The 15,254-nt window shown below is 59.6% G+C and carries 16 protein-coding genes; 4 read left to right on the top strand and 12 right to left on the bottom strand.

The features are described from left to right. Positions 1-53: 53 nt before the first annotated feature. The 4 genes from AC1DZV_RS00155 to AC1DZV_RS00140 form a co-directional block, all read right to left on the bottom strand. Positions 54-1,268: an ATP-binding protein gene (locus AC1DZV_RS00155; RefSeq protein WP_476952641.1), complete on the bottom strand. Its 1,215-nt coding sequence runs from the start codon at positions 1,266-1,268 to the stop codon at positions 54-56. Between the two features lie 227 nt (positions 1,269-1,495). Beyond that, positions 1,496-2,995, bottom strand: a complete 1,500-nt coding sequence (locus AC1DZV_RS00150) for an SCO6880 family protein (RefSeq protein WP_476952640.1) — start codon at positions 2,993-2,995, stop codon at positions 1,496-1,498. After that, positions 2,988-4,283: a type IV secretion system protein gene (locus tag AC1DZV_RS00145; RefSeq protein WP_476952639.1), complete on the bottom strand. Its 1,296-nt coding sequence runs from the start codon at positions 4,281-4,283 to the stop codon at positions 2,988-2,990. Before AC1DZV_RS00145 ends, AC1DZV_RS00150 begins: the two co-directional genes overlap by 8 nt. A 78-nt stretch (positions 4,284-4,361) precedes the next feature. Beyond that, a complete protein-coding gene (locus AC1DZV_RS00140) occupies positions 4,362-4,694 on the bottom strand; it encodes a hypothetical protein (RefSeq protein WP_476952638.1) in 333 nt (110 codons plus the stop codon). A 495-nt stretch (positions 4,695-5,189) separates the two neighbouring features. On the opposite strand from AC1DZV_RS00140, the gene AC1DZV_RS00135 reads away from it, so the two are divergent. Beyond that, positions 5,190-6,914 carry a hypothetical protein gene (locus AC1DZV_RS00135; RefSeq protein ID WP_476952637.1) on the top strand — a complete coding sequence of 575 codons (1,725 nt, stop codon included), beginning with the start codon at positions 5,190-5,192 and terminating at the stop codon, positions 6,912-6,914. Next, the gene (locus AC1DZV_RS00130; protein ID WP_476952636.1) at positions 6,914-7,234 is read left to right on the top strand and encodes a hypothetical protein; all 321 of its coding nucleotides are present in this window, start codon (positions 6,914-6,916) and stop codon (positions 7,232-7,234) included. The genes AC1DZV_RS00135 and AC1DZV_RS00130 overlap by 1 nt, the downstream gene beginning before the upstream one ends. A 194-nt stretch (positions 7,235-7,428) precedes the next feature. On the opposite strand, the gene AC1DZV_RS00125 is transcribed toward AC1DZV_RS00130, so the two are convergent. Next, positions 7,429-8,544: a C40 family peptidase gene (locus AC1DZV_RS00125; protein WP_476952635.1), complete on the bottom strand. Its 1,116-nt coding sequence runs from the start codon at positions 8,542-8,544 to the stop codon at positions 7,429-7,431. A gap of 743 nt (positions 8,545-9,287) precedes the next feature. Beyond that, on the bottom strand, positions 9,288-10,187 hold the full coding sequence (locus AC1DZV_RS00120; RefSeq protein WP_476952634.1) for an RNA polymerase sigma factor: 900 nt from the start codon (positions 10,185-10,187) through the stop codon (positions 9,288-9,290). Between the two features lie 188 nt (positions 10,188-10,375). On the opposite strand from AC1DZV_RS00120, the gene AC1DZV_RS00115 reads away from it, so the two are divergent. Continuing rightward, positions 10,376-10,699, top strand: a complete 324-nt coding sequence (locus AC1DZV_RS00115; protein ID WP_476952633.1) for an ArsR/SmtB family transcription factor — start codon at positions 10,376-10,378, stop codon at positions 10,697-10,699. Positions 10,700-10,730: 31 nt separating this feature from the next. On the opposite strand, the gene AC1DZV_RS00110 is transcribed toward AC1DZV_RS00115, so the two are convergent. Continuing rightward, positions 10,731-11,240 (bottom strand): hypothetical protein, encoded by a 510-nt coding sequence (locus tag AC1DZV_RS00110; protein WP_476952632.1) that lies wholly within the window; start codon positions 11,238-11,240, stop codon positions 10,731-10,733. Between the two features lie 191 nt (positions 11,241-11,431). Between AC1DZV_RS00110 and AC1DZV_RS00105 the strand changes: the two genes are divergently transcribed. After that, positions 11,432-11,743 carry a winged helix-turn-helix domain-containing protein gene (locus tag AC1DZV_RS00105; protein WP_476952631.1) on the top strand — a complete coding sequence of 104 codons (312 nt, stop codon included), beginning with the start codon at positions 11,432-11,434 and terminating at the stop codon, positions 11,741-11,743. Here AC1DZV_RS00105 and AC1DZV_RS00100 read toward each other — a convergent pair. From AC1DZV_RS00100 to AC1DZV_RS00080, 5 genes are all read right to left on the bottom strand, one after another. Continuing rightward, positions 11,662-12,546 carry an alpha/beta hydrolase family protein gene (locus tag AC1DZV_RS00100; RefSeq protein WP_476952630.1) on the bottom strand — a complete coding sequence of 295 codons (885 nt, stop codon included), beginning with the start codon at positions 12,544-12,546 and terminating at the stop codon, positions 11,662-11,664. The two genes, AC1DZV_RS00105 and AC1DZV_RS00100, sit on opposite strands and share 82 nt — an antisense overlap. Before the next feature lie 277 nt (positions 12,547-12,823). Next, the gene (locus tag AC1DZV_RS00095) at positions 12,824-13,267 is read right to left on the bottom strand and encodes a hypothetical protein (RefSeq protein WP_476952629.1); all 444 of its coding nucleotides are present in this window, start codon (positions 13,265-13,267) and stop codon (positions 12,824-12,826) included. Continuing rightward, entirely contained in the window at positions 13,257-14,294 is a 1,038-nt protein-coding gene (locus AC1DZV_RS00090) for a hypothetical protein (protein WP_476952628.1), read from the bottom strand. The genes AC1DZV_RS00095 and AC1DZV_RS00090 overlap by 11 nt, the downstream gene beginning before the upstream one ends. Continuing rightward, the gene (locus tag AC1DZV_RS00085) at positions 14,291-14,779 is read right to left on the bottom strand and encodes a hypothetical protein (RefSeq protein ID WP_476952627.1); all 489 of its coding nucleotides are present in this window, start codon (positions 14,777-14,779) and stop codon (positions 14,291-14,293) included. The genes AC1DZV_RS00090 and AC1DZV_RS00085 overlap by 4 nt, the downstream gene beginning before the upstream one ends. A gap of 155 nt (positions 14,780-14,934) precedes the next feature. Continuing rightward, a complete protein-coding gene (locus AC1DZV_RS00080) occupies positions 14,935-15,225 on the bottom strand; it encodes a recombinase family protein (protein ID WP_476952626.1) in 291 nt (96 codons plus the stop codon). Positions 15,226-15,254: the final 29 nt, after the last annotated feature.

The raw sequence follows: 15,254 nt of genomic DNA, 5'->3' as shown, positions 1-15,254 counted from the left end.
GCAAGCGGTGACCAGTGGATTGTCGCTCGCAGCCCGGGAGCTGCCTCGGGCTCTCACAGCATCCTGTCGTCAGTTGAGAAAACGGCCAGTTCGTCAGTTGTCACCCGGTTGGCAACGATGAAGGAGCGGTTCCCCACCTTCCAGAGCCCAACCCCCTTCGGAAGGTTCTCGACGTGCTCGCATTCGGCCTCCGTCAGGCCGAGCGCCTCCTTGGTCAGGCGCATCGCGTCATGTTTCTGCCGGTAAATGATCCGAGTGTCAGCCTCCGTCAGCAGGCCAAGGGCTTTCTGTCGGTGCCCACTGGTGCTGTCCCCGATCTCGTTGAGGTCCGCGACCTTGTGCATAATCAGCAGGTTCGCGATCCCATAAGTTCTGGCCAGCCGCCACTGCTCGCTCATCTTCGCCAACATGTACGGATCGGCGAGCATCCGCCACCCCTCGTCATACACGACCAGCCGCTTGCCGCCGTCGGGATTTGTGATGGCAGCTTCCAACCATGTGGCGCCGCAGGCCGCCGCTAGCGAAAGTGCCTGCTCAGACGCCCCGATCAGGGCCGAGGTGTCCATCACCATCATCGGGGCGTCAGCGTCGAAGGCCACTGTGGACGGTGCATCGAACATGCCTTCGAGATCGCCGGAGACCGTGCGCCTCAACGAGTGGCTGACTGCGGTTCCTCCCTCGACACCAACCAAGGCCGTCATCTCCTTGGAGGGTTTCAGCAAGTGGTCCAGAACCATGGGCAATGTGGGGTTTGAGTTCTCGGCCATGGTTTCCATGAGGGCGATGTCCAGGGCCGTGTGCTCTACAGGGCGGAGCGGTGTGCCCTGCCGCATGAGGGAGACCAAGGCCACGAGCAGGTAGCGACGCCGTTGCCTCACCACCGCCTGCCATTGGGCCTCGGTGAGGGCGCTTGGGCGAGGCCCGGCGTCGAGAGGATTTACTCTTGCAGGGCGGCCGGGGCCAACGGAGATCACCTTGCCGCCAACTGCTTTGGCGACGGCGACCCACTCACCTTTGGGATCAGACGCGACGGCGGCCTTCCGCCCCAGCGTGATTGACCGCGTCACGAGCGACTTGCCGCACATTGACTTGCCTGTGCCCACCGTCCCAATTACGACCATGGACGGGCCGCTGATGATCCCTTTGTCGTAAAGGATCCACGGATCGTAGGAAAACGCCCCGGACCCAARCACGTCTGTGCCAATGTAAGTTCCCTCGTGCCCCAGGCCCGACTCCGTAAGGAAGGGATAAGCGGCGGCAAATGTCATCGTCGAGGCTCGGTGCGGCGCGGGACGCAGCCGATGCGGACCCCGCAAGGAGTTTTGCTCTTTGCTCCCCCAGTCACCTGTGAAGCGAAACGCCTGGAAATCCTTCTGTTTGTCGTCTGCGGCTGCGCTCGCCCATGCTGCCCCGGGAGGTGAGATCCGCCGTCGTGCCTTCCGTTCGCTTCGGTTCTTCCCCGACGGGACGTACTCAAGGCATTTCGTTTCCTGCTTCAACGCAATCCCCTCCCAAGCGGCAGCCCGCCGGCGACAAACGCAGCCCACTGCTGTCCGTATAGGAGCCGCAGCTCGACGAATGCGCCAGCAGCGGCGGATTCAAGTTCCTGGCGGTGCCGTGCCAAGTCCTCGAGCGAGGTCGCCGTGACGGTTATGTAGGCCGCCGGGCGCACATCACCATGGCCGGCGACGATCTCTTCCTCCCTCTGGATCACTTCTTCTTCCTCGGCCTTTTGCTCACGGGTGAGTGGCCTGTCGAAGCGGGCGCTGATGCGGCGGCGGGTTTCATGTGCCTCCTGCGCGGAGCGGATGTCACGCAGGGCTTCAGCCGTGGGTACTGCCCGAATGACTTCCGTGAACGTGTGGCGAAACTCGCCGACATAAATCAGGGGGTGCAGAAAACCCGGGAAGACTTTCTGTCGGGGCCATTCGGCGATCCAAAAAGTCTGGTGGAACCCGGTGTCGGTCCGCAGGTACGTCCAGTGTTCCTCAACAGCCATCGGACGATGCCGGTCGAGATTAGCAGTCGCCTTACCTGCCGGCTCGTCAGACGGCAGGGCTGTCGCCACCGGCACTTTCGCCGAGGGCAACGCCGCAGGATCGAATGCACCACGAATGATGCCCAGCAACCCCGCTTCGCCGACCCATTCCTCCACCTTGACGCTGTGCGTCCCCAGCGACGTTTGCATGGACTCGACTTCAAGCCGCAACACGCGTTCGAGGCCTGTGAGTCCCCCGCCTGACTCCTTGATCCGCCGTCGAGCCTTGCTGGTGTCCAAAACCACCACCACGAGAAGCTCATGGCTCATAGTTAACCCGGCAGCACCCAGCAAGTCCTCGTACGCACGTTGTCCCCACGTGAGCTTCCCGCCGCCAGCTCCGGCCTGCTCGGCGTTGCCTCTGTAGTAATCCCAGAGCGCCGACGATGGGTAGGGCAAGGTGTAATCCTGGATGGCGATCCGAGCCACGCCCTGACGTTGGGCCATGCCGGCCTGGACACGTGACCACGCCTGAACGGCCCATGCCTTGTCATCCGCGTCCAGGAGCGCAAACGATCGCGTACTGCATCGCAGCAGAGCGATCGCCTCCTTGCCGTGGCGGTCGACGATAAAGCATTCGCCCCCGGCCGTTGTTCGGATCTCCAAATTGCCTAGACCGCCCGGGAGGGCGAGCCGCCCAGCAAGTTGTGGCGATGCGGGCTTTGCAAGGAAAAGGGTCTGGCCTGTCGCAGCACGGTAAAAGTACAAAGCGATCTGTTTCGCCCACACGGGGTAAGGGATGCGGGAGTACTGGAGAAGTCCAAGCAGCATGAGCCCGAGCCACATAGGTCCGGAGAGGAATAGGCCTGCCGGCCCAGCGCTGGCTGATGCCACGATGGCGACTGACGCTCCCCCTGCGATGATCAGCAATTGGTACCACTTGAGCCCGAGGAAGAATCCCCGGCGCTCGTATCTTGGGAACTTGACGGCCTCGAGGGCCCGCGAATCGTCAGACATGAGGAGTACCTCCCTTCGGAGGGTCGATTCTTGGTGGCTGGGGTTTCGGGGGTCGGACTCTTGCCGGACCTGGTGCGCTGGCGTTCGGCTGCGCTCGCCGTTCGGCCTCTTTCAGAGGTGGCTGCCGCGCAGATTCTGAGGCGGTGCCGTTTTGTCTACGGGGATGGCCACGCATTGAGCCCAGGGACTCCGAGGGGTGCGGCGCGGTCGGAGCGCCAACGGAGGTTCCGCTGCTCAGAGCCAGTCGACTCCCGTCGTTGCCGGGTGAAGACGCTCCGGAGCGGACGGTGGATGCCAACACTTGTGTGGGGAAAGCGCTACGGCTTGAGCTGATCGGCCGAGTCATTGCGGAGCGACTTACCAGGCTCGCGAGTGTCATGCGGCCACCCGTCTGCCTGCTTATTTGGCGGGCCGCAACATTGCTGCTCCTGGACAGGATGTGGCCGCCTCCTGCGGTTTGGGCGGCGGCCGCGAGTTCCCCGCCGGCGAAGCTCACCAGCCGCAGGGCCATCATTGGTGCACCGCAGGCGAGGACCATGCCGACTGCGCCGGCTGCCAATCCTGCGAAGGACTTGGACTCGGCAAAGAGCTTCACCGCGACTGCCAAGACTGTTCCGGCCAACGGCTTGGCCAGAACCAAAGCAATGACGACCTCGCACCATCGCCGCGCCCAGGATTTTGTCTTGTCCCAGGGAAGCAGCATGAGCGCAACGGGGGCGACGGCGGCTAACACGACGAGCGCGAAGGAGCGGAAGATCATCGAGCACATCAGGATGAATGCAAGGATCCAGACGACAATGACTGCCATCACCGTCACGACGACGGCACCAGGAGCGCCCCCGGTGTTCCCCGGTGCCAGCGAGATTAGGTTCCATTCTCGCCCTGTTCCTTCCGGTGCGCGCTCAAAACCGAATAGCCTCATGAACACCAGGTAGGGATCGGAGCCAATGGATTCGAGGAGTGCAGCCGAGGCTAAGTCGCTCGCCCGCGTCAGTTGCCGAACGAGATATACCGCAGCACCGACGAGCGGGATGGCGGCTGCTCCGCCGAGCATCGCACGTCCGATTCGCCTTGGCTGCTGGCTTACCAGGCCCGACAAGATCTGAAGGATCATCACGACGACGAGTGGCGTCATCATGACAACAACCCACCAGCTCGTGAGCCCTCGGATGGAGAGCCATTGCGAGTCATCGACGTCCGAGACTGTGAAGGCGCCGGTGATAAAGGCCCAAAGCCAAGACGCCATGCTTTGGAGGATGTTCGCGAAGAGGGCCGTGACGGCGCCCAAGGCGTTGTCGTTCGCTTGTGAGACCAAGCCACAGCCTGGTGGCCACCATCCATTGAGGTCACACTCAACGGGCATGATCTAAAACCCTAGTGGGAACGCGGTCTGCGACCAGAGGATGTAGCCGTTGATGCCCCCGAGAATGGCTGCCACCGGGCCGGTCCAAAGGAGGATCACGCCGCCGCCGGAGGCAAGGCGCGACGACTGGCTAAGTTTGCCGGCCAGTAGCATCGCGGCACCGATGATGGCCACGATGGCGATGACGATGAAGGCGCCGACGAGGATTCCGCCGCCGATCTGTTTGAGCGATTCCAGGAAGGGAAAGCTCGCGTTCGGGGTGATCCCCGGGTCCACCGCTGCCAAAAACATGGTGCTCCGTCCGTCGTATTCCATGGAGTGAGCAGATGAGCTCACGGGTTCATGGGATCTGCCGGACGGAACGACATGACGTTTTTCGTTACTAGTAGTCACCTTCAAAGTCGAACGTGCCGGCTTCGACGCTAAGCCGTCCCTCGCCGACGAACTCGCGTGCCAGTGTTTGTCCAGTCCCTTCGCCCGGAGGCAAGGACGAGGAAGCAAGCCCCCGCCGAGGTTTGCTGTGGGAGGCAAACACACAGTTCCACCTTCGAAGCCGCCACCGTTTCGGCTAGCCGTCAGGACGATTCATTCAGTGGACTTGCCAATACCGACAAGCCCGTGCGTGCGGCGCGAAGCTCCAGCCTATGTCCTGAATAGCTGCCGTCATGGGCAGAAGAAGTGGGCACCAATGAACGCATACGCGAGAGCGCCAGAACGTCTTCGCCCTGGTAGGGCGGGCCTGTGCCACGACTTTGCGCTTAGCGGCCTTGTCAACCTTTAGAACTAACCGGGCATGTATCATAAGGCAACTGACATCAGGAGCGCGCTTCGGTGAATGAACACCAATGGTTTTGGACCCACATCCGCCGACGGGCATCTTTGTACCGTCGATTCTTGTTTTTGGGTGCATGTGCGTTCGGCGTCTTTGCGCTTTTGACTATGTTCCAGACGCCCGCTTACCAGGTTCATGTTTCTCCTGGAACGATTGCGTTGCTATGGCTACTCTTCGTCATTTTCGTCGCTGTCCGGCTGGCCTTTGCAGAGAAGTGCATTCGCTGGTTAAGCCGCTCGGTCCCACTATTGCGGAAGCATCCGAAGGAAACGATCTTCGAGCCGGCCGCCGGTTCAACCGACCTCGCCGAGTACTATATGCAGCAGTATTTTGCATCATCGCAGTCTCATACGTTGGTGGACTCGATGACACTGCTGGTTGATCCTCCATCCCTAACGTCGCGGGTCTCACAGTCCATCAAACTGCTGAACGAAAAGTACTCCATTGAAATAGCGCGAACGATTCACACGAACGGGCAGTCCCTGGCGATACCGCTAATCCGAGTGTTGAAGGGGCGAATCGTGGGCAGCCTCCGTCTGACTGTGGACGAAAAGCGGACCCGAACCCTAACCTACGACGAGTCAAAAGGCTTTCAGGTGGCTGCTTTGTATGTCACTTACGACCGACTTTTCCCCGTCTCCGGCAAGGACAACCTGTTGGACAGATGCTGTAAAGCAATCGTTGGGTCAAGTCCCCCGGCGGGCGACGAGTATTCCGTCCTCATTGGAGACCTGCAAGAAGCCATTGACACTGTTCAGGCGCCAAAAGCGGACAAGGATGCGCTGTACCGCCTAGTGTCGGAGGCCTCCCACTACGACTACATTCTGGGAGTTGTGGAAGGGAACAAAGACGCAAATATTCGTAGAGTAGTTGTTGAATATGACGGCACCTACATGGAAGGCATCAAAGGTGCCGCCAATCGCCTACACACTCTATTGGGCTTGGGGAAGCGTAAATTCACGTTCGAACTTCCTTATGCCGCAGAGTCAAAGAGCTTCCATTTGCAGGTGGAAGGGCCGGAAAACATGTACGCGTACGAGGTCTATCCACTTTGGGGCTACACCGGCAGAACAAGCACTGAAGCAACTGACGCTTCGGTGGGCCGTATCAGAAACAAACTCATCTCGCGGTCTCAGCTCAGTGGCGACCAGCACGCACATGTGTACATGCGCGACCTCGACGGCGGTCCGGCCATAGATCTACAATCTCAAAACGGCAAAGAGGAAGCGCAAAGTATTCCCCGCGTGTTCCTCGAGTATCGCGAACATCCACCCGGCGTACTGGGCCCGGTACTAGCAGTTTCGGCATGGCTCATGGTGCTTACATGGACGGTCGGTTTCTTCCATGACGACATCTTCCGAGTTCAAGCAGGTGGCACCCCACAGGGCGCCCAGGGCTGGACTACCGTGATTTTCGGTGTCCCTGCGATAGTAACGGGCTGGATTCTTTCCAAAGCGGATGCGAAGACGTTGCGAAGCATTTCTTTGGTGACGTTTATGGCACTTGTTTTCTTGGCCGTGAACGCGGTCCTCCTCGTCTCCGTTTCGGCCCTAAAAATTGCAGGCGTTGGAGCCTTCTCCTTCGATCTTGGTTTTGTTAATGTACAGCACGGAACCTGGACGGTGATGCTCTTCCTTACACTTTTCCATTTGGCTGTCTGCTTTGGGATGTTCTTAACCAGATCTATTCGCTACGCGTCAACGATCAACGAAAGAGTCGGGTAATGGACGTAAAAGATACGAAAAAAACAAAGCCGAGCTCCGACTATCATTTGCCGGTTTCAAAAATAGAGTCTATCGACCTCGACCGCTTTGAAAGACCTGGTGACGACAAAGGAACCTCTCAGCATGACCGCATTATCCGTCTTCTTGGTCGCGCACTCGGGAGCGGCGTAGTCATTGTGGGAGGCGATGGACCGAAAACCATCAACAACGTTTCGATGACCCCCGACGAGCGCCAAATTTTTAAGGACGGGCTCACCAAATCGGAGATCCGTGTTAGGGCTAGGCTTGCCCAGTCACGCGGCAGGGCAGGCGCCAAGTAGTGCAACTGGAAAGTTTGTGATTCGTTTCTTGAGGCACGGAAGGAAAAGCATAGGTTCCGTGACTCGAGATCACTAGGAAGAAGCAGAGGCTGGGTCCCATATTTCTTGGCCCGAGGCCGCACACGGTGTTGTCTACCTCAAAGGGCAAACTGCCTAGGTTAGGGACTACTCCGCCAGCCCACCGGCACCGCGCGTCAACGCCCCAACAGGTCAAAGTAGGCCGCACCGGAGTTCCAACTCACCGGATGCAACAACGTCCCAACCGCCGGGTTCAGAGCACTCCACATCATGCCGTCGCCCGCGTAGATGCCGACGTGGCCCCAGTTGTCGGGTCCCTGTGGATTTTGAACCACAAGGTCTCCTGGCTGAGGATCCTCTGTTCGGACACCAACCCGCCACTGCTGTACTCGCGGCAACTCGATTCCAGCTTGGCTGTAGATCCACTGCACATAGCCGGAGCAATCCCAAGCTTTGAAGGCAGTGCCACCCCATACATATCGCCCGCCCAGGCCATGCTGAGTGAACCTCAGAATGTCTTGCCGTAGCTTGCTCAAGTTAAGTGAAGATCCCGCAGACCACGGCATTGGCGAGGCATCTGCACAGGAGGGAGCAATGCCGCCCTCAAGCGCAGCAACGATTGCCGTGGCCGCCGGCTCCCAACGCGCATACAGTTCAGGAAAAGCAGACACTTGCACGGCTTGGGCGGCCAGGCCTTTGTCCATGGCCTGCCACCCGGGGATGTCCAGCAGTCCTCGAGGACTGCCGCGGTTCGGTCCCGACGGACCGCCGTAGAAGGCACGCGCGTTATAGGAGGGGTCCATCAGCTGCTCAATTGTCCCCCAGCCGGCCGCCGGACGCTGTTGGGCTGAACCGATCGAGTCGTGGTCTCGCCCCACGCCGTCATTAGGGAAGTCCAGGGAAGCCGGCACGCTGGGGTTCGCAAGCATGCGCAGACTTGACTCCTGCAGGGCCATCATGATGGCAATGATCTGCCCGGAGCGCGGTATTCCAAGCTGCTTGCCGACCGCGATGTATGTTTGCGCAACGCTCTGCTGCCGAGGCCTCAGCTCGTAGAGCAATAGCCCAGCGTTCCGGACTTCCAAGCCAGCACCAGTCACGTCAGGCGCAGTGGTCGCTTCGGTGCTTACCGGCGTACAAACAACTGCGGACTGGCCCGTAAGGCGGGCCACCACAGCCACGCCTCCGGCAAATGCCACGGCGCCGATAAGCAAGACGACGATAGCGGCCCCCGACACAACCTTCAGCAGTGCCCGTTGCCACAGCAGGCCTGCGGCCACCAGTGCAGCCACTAGTACACGATTCTCTCTGCGGTCGCATAGAAGGTAACCATGGCGCAGCGCTCAGATGGAGCGGTGACGGCGGGAGGACAGTTGACCATCACTGTGACTGGTGCGGAATAGGCATTTCTCCCGTTACTTGACTCGTCCACAACTTGCACCGTCACCGTGCAAACGTGAAGGCCTTCCCACGGGGCCGGATATTCCTGGACTTTGGCCAGCTCGAGATCGCAACGCAGGGACTCTGCGGTGCCGCTGCGGCGAGCAGACTGACCTGCCAGGGTCGTGAACGTACCCGCTGTCACGCCAGTTCCCTCAAACTCCCGAACCAGTACAGATAATGGATTGGATCCATCTGGCAGCAGCTCCCACCAAGACCTCACCTTGGCGTATACGTCTGAGTACGACGTCGATCGACTGTCCCAGGAGTAAAGTCCCTGGGCTGCGGCCACAGCAAGCGCCCGGTAATCGAGGGTACGTGGCAAACCATCACGCGTTGCCTCCGCCGTTATGCCGGCCTCACCAGGAACTGCGGAGGGCTCCCCTCGTGCCGATGAAGTGCCAGAAGGCTTCGCCGTTGCCGGCGCGGTTGCGGACGTCGCTGGCGCGACCTTCCCGTTGGGTCCGTCTGCAGGCCAAAGTAGGAAGACTGCACTAATCATGAGCAGGGCCACCAGCCCCGCAGCGAACCACTGCCGGCCGCCAGCTCCACGGAACCAACTCATCGCCCAACCCCGCTGTCCGACACCCATGACCTACAGAGCCGCTCTATTCACTTCGTGCTGAAGCACGCGCCAAGCCGCTCGGTACAACTGCCGGGCAAAGCCGATATTTACCGCGATGTACCTCTCGGTGACGCCGAGCTCACTGGCCAGAGCTGCAACCTGCACGGACCTATCCAGTCCTCGCAGTCCTGGACGAACTATCGTCTGCGCGACGCTACGGAGAACGTTTGTGGGAAGGCAGTTCGCAGCGCACCGGCAGAGATCATCGATGCTTAATCCGGGCTCCGGATGGCACCCTAAGGCCATGTTGATTGTTTTGGCGGTGTGCCGAACGACAGTTACGGCGTGCCATCGACGCCGGTCCTGGGGAGACGGAGGTCCGTAATGCCTCGGCCCAGTGAGACTGGAAACGGCAAGGTTCCAGGTTTCCTCGCTGACGCTGCGTTGGACCATGCCCAGCATGGCTTGCGCCCAGGCCTGATCAACATAGTTTTCAACGCCGTCAGCCGCCGCTCCAGCACCTATGACAGTAAGAAGCTCGGGTGAGCTTTCCGTCGTCGAGAAGTCAACAAGCAAGGGCAACGTTTGGTGGCTAAGCTCGCGCCGGATATGGGCCGCGCAGATTTTGTTGCAAACACCCTGGACCCACGCTTCAAAAGGGATACCCGGCAGCTCCCGGTAGCGACCCCGCGCAACCCCGTCCCACACGGCGACTCGGATGTCCTGCATGACGTCATCCACATCGCAGGATCGCCCGATTCGCGCAAGGCGGGAAACAACGTATCGGTGCACGCCATCAACCGCGACCATGATCCGGTCGATCGGGATTGCGGGTTCTTCAGGCGGAGGTGCGTTCCGCAATGAGACGTCGACATCAGCGACCGTGTCTGAGCCCTTAGTAGATTGATACGCCTTGGCTTCGATTTCCATGGCTTCACCGCTTTGACTGTTCAGATCGAGTAGTTCGCAGAGTCGCGCAAAAAGGCCACCCCAGTTAGTGGATGCAGAGATCCAAACAACGATCAGAAGAAGCTACAGGAATTATTGTCGAAGATAATTAAAGTATCGTCAAGAGTGCTGTTCTTACTTTTTGCGTTACCTTCAGGAAGAATGACCTTATGCCGAGAATTACGCAGCCTCACGACGCCGCCTGGTCTGCCGACGTCGAAGCTGCCGTTGCAACCTTCGGCAACCGAGCGCGAAACGAAATTCTTCGGTTCCTAGCCTCTAGTGGGCCTGCGACGCGCGGGGATATCGTCACCGCTGTCAGCGCGGGCGATCCCAGCGTGGCCAAGCACCTGACCGCCCTCGAAGAGGCCGGAGTGGTGATCGTCGACGTCGAGCCTGGACGTAGGCACGGACGGTCACCCCGGTATTCCGCGAACCCTGTCCGCATCAAGGAACTGCTCGACGCTCACCTTAAGTACCTGCTGGAACAGTAGCCCCAGTGCGTTGGAAAGATGTGCCAGACGTTTAGTCGGCGCGCTCCGGCGCCTCATCTGCATCCGACTGCGGATTGGCCGCGGCCCTCTCCCCTTCCGGCCGGCGGCTAATGTCCTTGTTCAGGTACTCCGTGATGGCCCGAAGTGTCTCTGGGGACACGTCACCAAGGGTGCGGGCCGCGAATGTCTTCACTCTCGCAGCGCGGAGAGATTTCACAAACTCAAGCTGCGAATCAATGCGTTGGGGCAGACCTGCGGCCTCGCTACCCACAAGATAAGCAGGATCCACATTGAAGATTTCGCACAAGGCGCCTAGTAGTGCCGGGTCGCTCACCAGCCTGCCCGTGCCGTCCTTCATGTAGAACCAGCGGGCTCTGGAAAGCTTGATCCCCTTCTCTGCCAGCTTTTCCTGGACTTCACGGAACGTGACGGGCTGTCCTCGCTCGGCAACGACGACGTCGAGCAGCAGGTTCAAGCGGCGTGCAAGTTCGGCCTGGGGCGAGCTTTCCGTGCCTTTGAGACCTTTTCCATCTCCGGACACGTTCACCTCCCAGATCTGAGCTGACTATCGCCAGTGAGCTACCGATTGTTGCCCAGTATTGCTTTGGTCAACTCCCCACGCAATATCTGGGGCTCCGTTCTTCCATCGGTATGTAGATGAGCGTATCGTCTTGCTGTAGACCCGTCTACAGCGGGTAAAAGAGATTTCCTCGTCACCTGATTGTGGTCTCCATGGCGAATATCTTGATGAACCGGACGCGAAGCCGCCTCATTCGCTATTTGATCATCCATGGCCAGGCCACGTGCTCTGAGGTCGCTGCTGCCCTAAACGTGTCTGATTCCTCTGTCCGCAAACACCTCACTCTTCTGTGCGAGGCGGGCATCATCAGCGTGGGGTCGGGAATGTACCGGGCACGGGCGGATCAGATCGAGAGACAGCTTGCGGACTTTGCGGCCACGTTTCAGTCAGCGGGCAGCGACTTCAGGAACCGCGAAACCGAGGACTCCCACCTGTCTGTATCGGCGTTCCACTCAAGTGAATGACCTGGAACTTCGAATCGAACCAATTGAACGAGGTCGGGTCGTAGCTCCGCGAATCGCTCCGAGACTGTCACTGGTGTCGACTTGTCCTCGATCCCGTGCAGTATGAGCGTTGGCGTCTTGAGGTCATCGGCGCGGGCTACCCAATCCAGGGTGGAAAGATTAAGAGGCTGCTCGAGCCCGGTAACCCAGCGTCCTGCTTTCGAACCCAACATTTTCAGCCCAACCCTGGCCACAGTTTCCGGCAACCCACTGGCGCTTCCGTTGGACGTCAACGTCTCAGCCCAATCCAGGACGGGAGCCACGAGCACCAGGCCGATGATCCGATCGGAATGGGCTGAGAGATTAGCAGCACGGAGAGCCATGGAACCGCCAAGCGACCAGCCGAACAAGACGAGTCGCGTGGCACCGTTGTCCACGGCAAACTGGATGGCCGCTTCGAGATCCAACCACTCGTTCTGGCCCAAAGAGTACCGGGAATCGTTCGACGGCGGCGCTTCGCCGTCGTTGCGGAATGACACGACCAGTGATGTCAGGCCGAGCCTGCTGGCAACAGGAATACCGCGAAGGACACCAGCGCGTTTCCCTCCCAATCCGTGTGCGTGAATAGCCCATGTCGAAGCCGCCAGACCTCCCGTCATGGGCATGAATTTCCATGCGGGTGCCATGCCGTTATCGACCTTGATCTTCACTTCTTCAAAAGGCAGGCCGAGTTGCTCGGGTTTGGAGTAGGCGTATCCGCTCCAGATGCCGGCTCTGGCAGCGTGTAGGTCGCCGGAGTCAACGCGCTCGACGAGCCGCGTCACTGTTCCGTCGTTCGTGTCTTCGTCTACGACGGCCCCGATGCAGGCATGGCCCCTGCCATTGCCAAACCAAAAGCTGTACCGACCGGGCGCTCTCGTCAATGGCGTCGCCGGCAGTTCGATCCTCAGGGATCCGTCCTCTCCTACGAAGACTTGCCTTATAGAAAGATCCTCCCGGCGCGTAGTCGTCGGCACCACGACTCGGCGCGCAAAGTAGGCAGCGCCGAGGAACGTTATTGCGGCCGCACTTACGGCTCCAATGGTTAGAGGGCCCAGCACTCTAGGACTCTTCATCGTTGCTCCTAACATGCTCGTCGATGACATCCCGGAGTCGCGCGAGCGTTTCAGGTGATAAATCCTGCAATTGTCTGGTCGCAAAGTTCCTAACACGCGCCTCGCGCATCGATTTCAGGACGCTCAGCTGAGCTTCCACCAGCTCGGGGATCTCTGTTGAGTCATCAAGAAGGTACCTGCGATCCACGCCGAAAAATATCGCGAGGTTCTGGAGCAGCTCATTTTCCATAGCCAGGGAGCTATCACCGCTTCGCATGTAGGCCCACCTTGACCGTGACAACGGGGTACCCCGTTCAGCCATGACTTGACTGATTTCCCTGTAAGACAAGGGCCCTGCCCCTCGGATCTCATGCAGATCCAGCAGCAGATTTATCTTGCGGGCGAGCCTCGCCTGCGGCGATTCAGAGGGTTCTGCGGCATCATCTGTCACTAGGATCCTTCCTCGTCTCCCATCGTCCCAGACCTACTTGACCATCCTGCGGGTCTTGATTGGATGCGAGGTAGTCCTCTGTTCGGCTCAGTGTTTGGAAGTCAGCTTCATCCAGCAACTTAGCAGTGGCTGGATCCATCAGGAGAGCATCCTCAATTTCGACAAGCATCCGATGGAGTCTTCGCGTCTCACGATCACCAGGCTGGATGGCTGCAGCGGGCGCCGCCAGGCGTCCATCCTTACGGGTCGCAGTCGCTTTTTCCCAGGTGGATGTGAGGTCTTCCAGTAAGCCGGCTTGCGTCCTAAGTTGTGCTCGTCGAACGATCCGACGGGCGACCGGTGGCAGGGCCAGGCCAGCACACAGGAACACCATCGCCCCGACAAAACTCGTGTCGTAGACGGCGGCTAACTGCTCCATCGTCGACTGCTTTCCGAGAAGATGGGCGACGTCCATGCCCAAGACAGCAAACACGACGACGAGAGCCAGGGAGCACCCAATGCCAATGAGAGCGAAGGCGACGCGAAAGTAAGACGTGGCCATCCGCCGTCGGAATCTAAAGCACACGTATCCGGTCACGCCGACGACCACCCCGATGTAGACAAACTGGATGGCGGAATAGACGGCGGCAGCAGGCTGGTCCCCGTAATCCAACATGAATCTTGTTGAGGACACGGGTGCTTCGACGCGGAGGAATGCAAGGACCAGCCCCACGGAGACTACACCCAAAATCAGGAGGCCACGACGGCCCCTGCGAACAGGTGCATCGTTGATCTCGGCAGCCCGGAGGATTGCCTGGGAAAGGAAGTAAATTCCCACGACCATCAGGATGTTCGCGGACAGATCCAGGAGGTTGCGGCCCCCGAGCGCTTGATCACCCGCGATATATATCGGGTCGACATTCAAGGAAAGCGCCGTTGCGATTGCTACGGCGGCAACGAGTATGCTGTGGTCTTTTCTGGTGCGGGCGCCGGGCAGGAGGCACAGTACGAGGCCCCAGATGACCGAGGCAGCGATAGCCTGGATCACCCGAAGACCTGTTCAAAGGATCTTGGCTCCATAGTGCTGTCGCGGATAGCGCCGGCAAGAAGATCTGCGAGAGTCTCAGCCGCGGCCTCCATGTCGTCAACGAAGCTGCTCCGTGCCAAAGCCCGTGATACCAGCTCTCCGTCAAGATTGGGGAAGAGGCTGCCAGCATAGTCCGAGGAAACGCCCAACTCATCGTGGCGCAGGATCATATGTCCAAGCTCATGCAGGATGAACTGCTGCCTATGGAGTTCTGAGTCCGTAACGGCGTGCAGAATGATTTCCCGAGTATCCGTCGACAGCCACAAACCGCAGACCGACGTGCCGTTGAGGATCGTTGTGGCTTCGATCTCGATACGCCGCCGGCGTAGGGCTGCCACGATCCCAATGAGCCCAGCCAGAGTCAGGTGACTAGGTAGCCGCAGCGCTAAAAACGCCTCCGCTGCACCCTGCTCCGGCCCCGATCCTTGCGATGTTTGCTGGTCCATACCGCCCCCTCTTTGCAGCTGACAGCGAGGATGACTGCCACTGACGGCAGCCACCGCGGAGCGTCGTGCGCCCCAGCTCCAATTGAACGCTCCCGCTCTGGACATGTCCAGACAGGGACTTCAACCGGTGACGTTGAAGCACGTGTTAGACGACTTCAAGAGCGGCATGCAGATCTTTCCGACGCCATCGGGGGTTGTGCAACTAAGACGTGTACTAAGCAGGCCCCTTGTCCCGCGCGCATGTCTTCCTGAAGTTGCTCGTACGCGGGGCGGACGCGTCCTGAGTACGCCGAGATGTCATTGTCGATGTATTCCTGGACGACCGTCCATCCGTTTTTCGCCGCTGATTCCTGGCAGTCCTTGAGTTGCCGGGCTACGCCCTTCCCCTCTTGCTCCAGATCTGCCGAGATTCGGGCATAGAGTGCGGCTCGGATGTAGGTGGACACGGGTTAACTATGCGTCCACTTCTGTCCGA

The organism is Arthrobacter sp. P1_D12, assembly GCF_056406175.1.
This window is presented reverse-complemented; position numbering and strand designations above follow the sequence as displayed.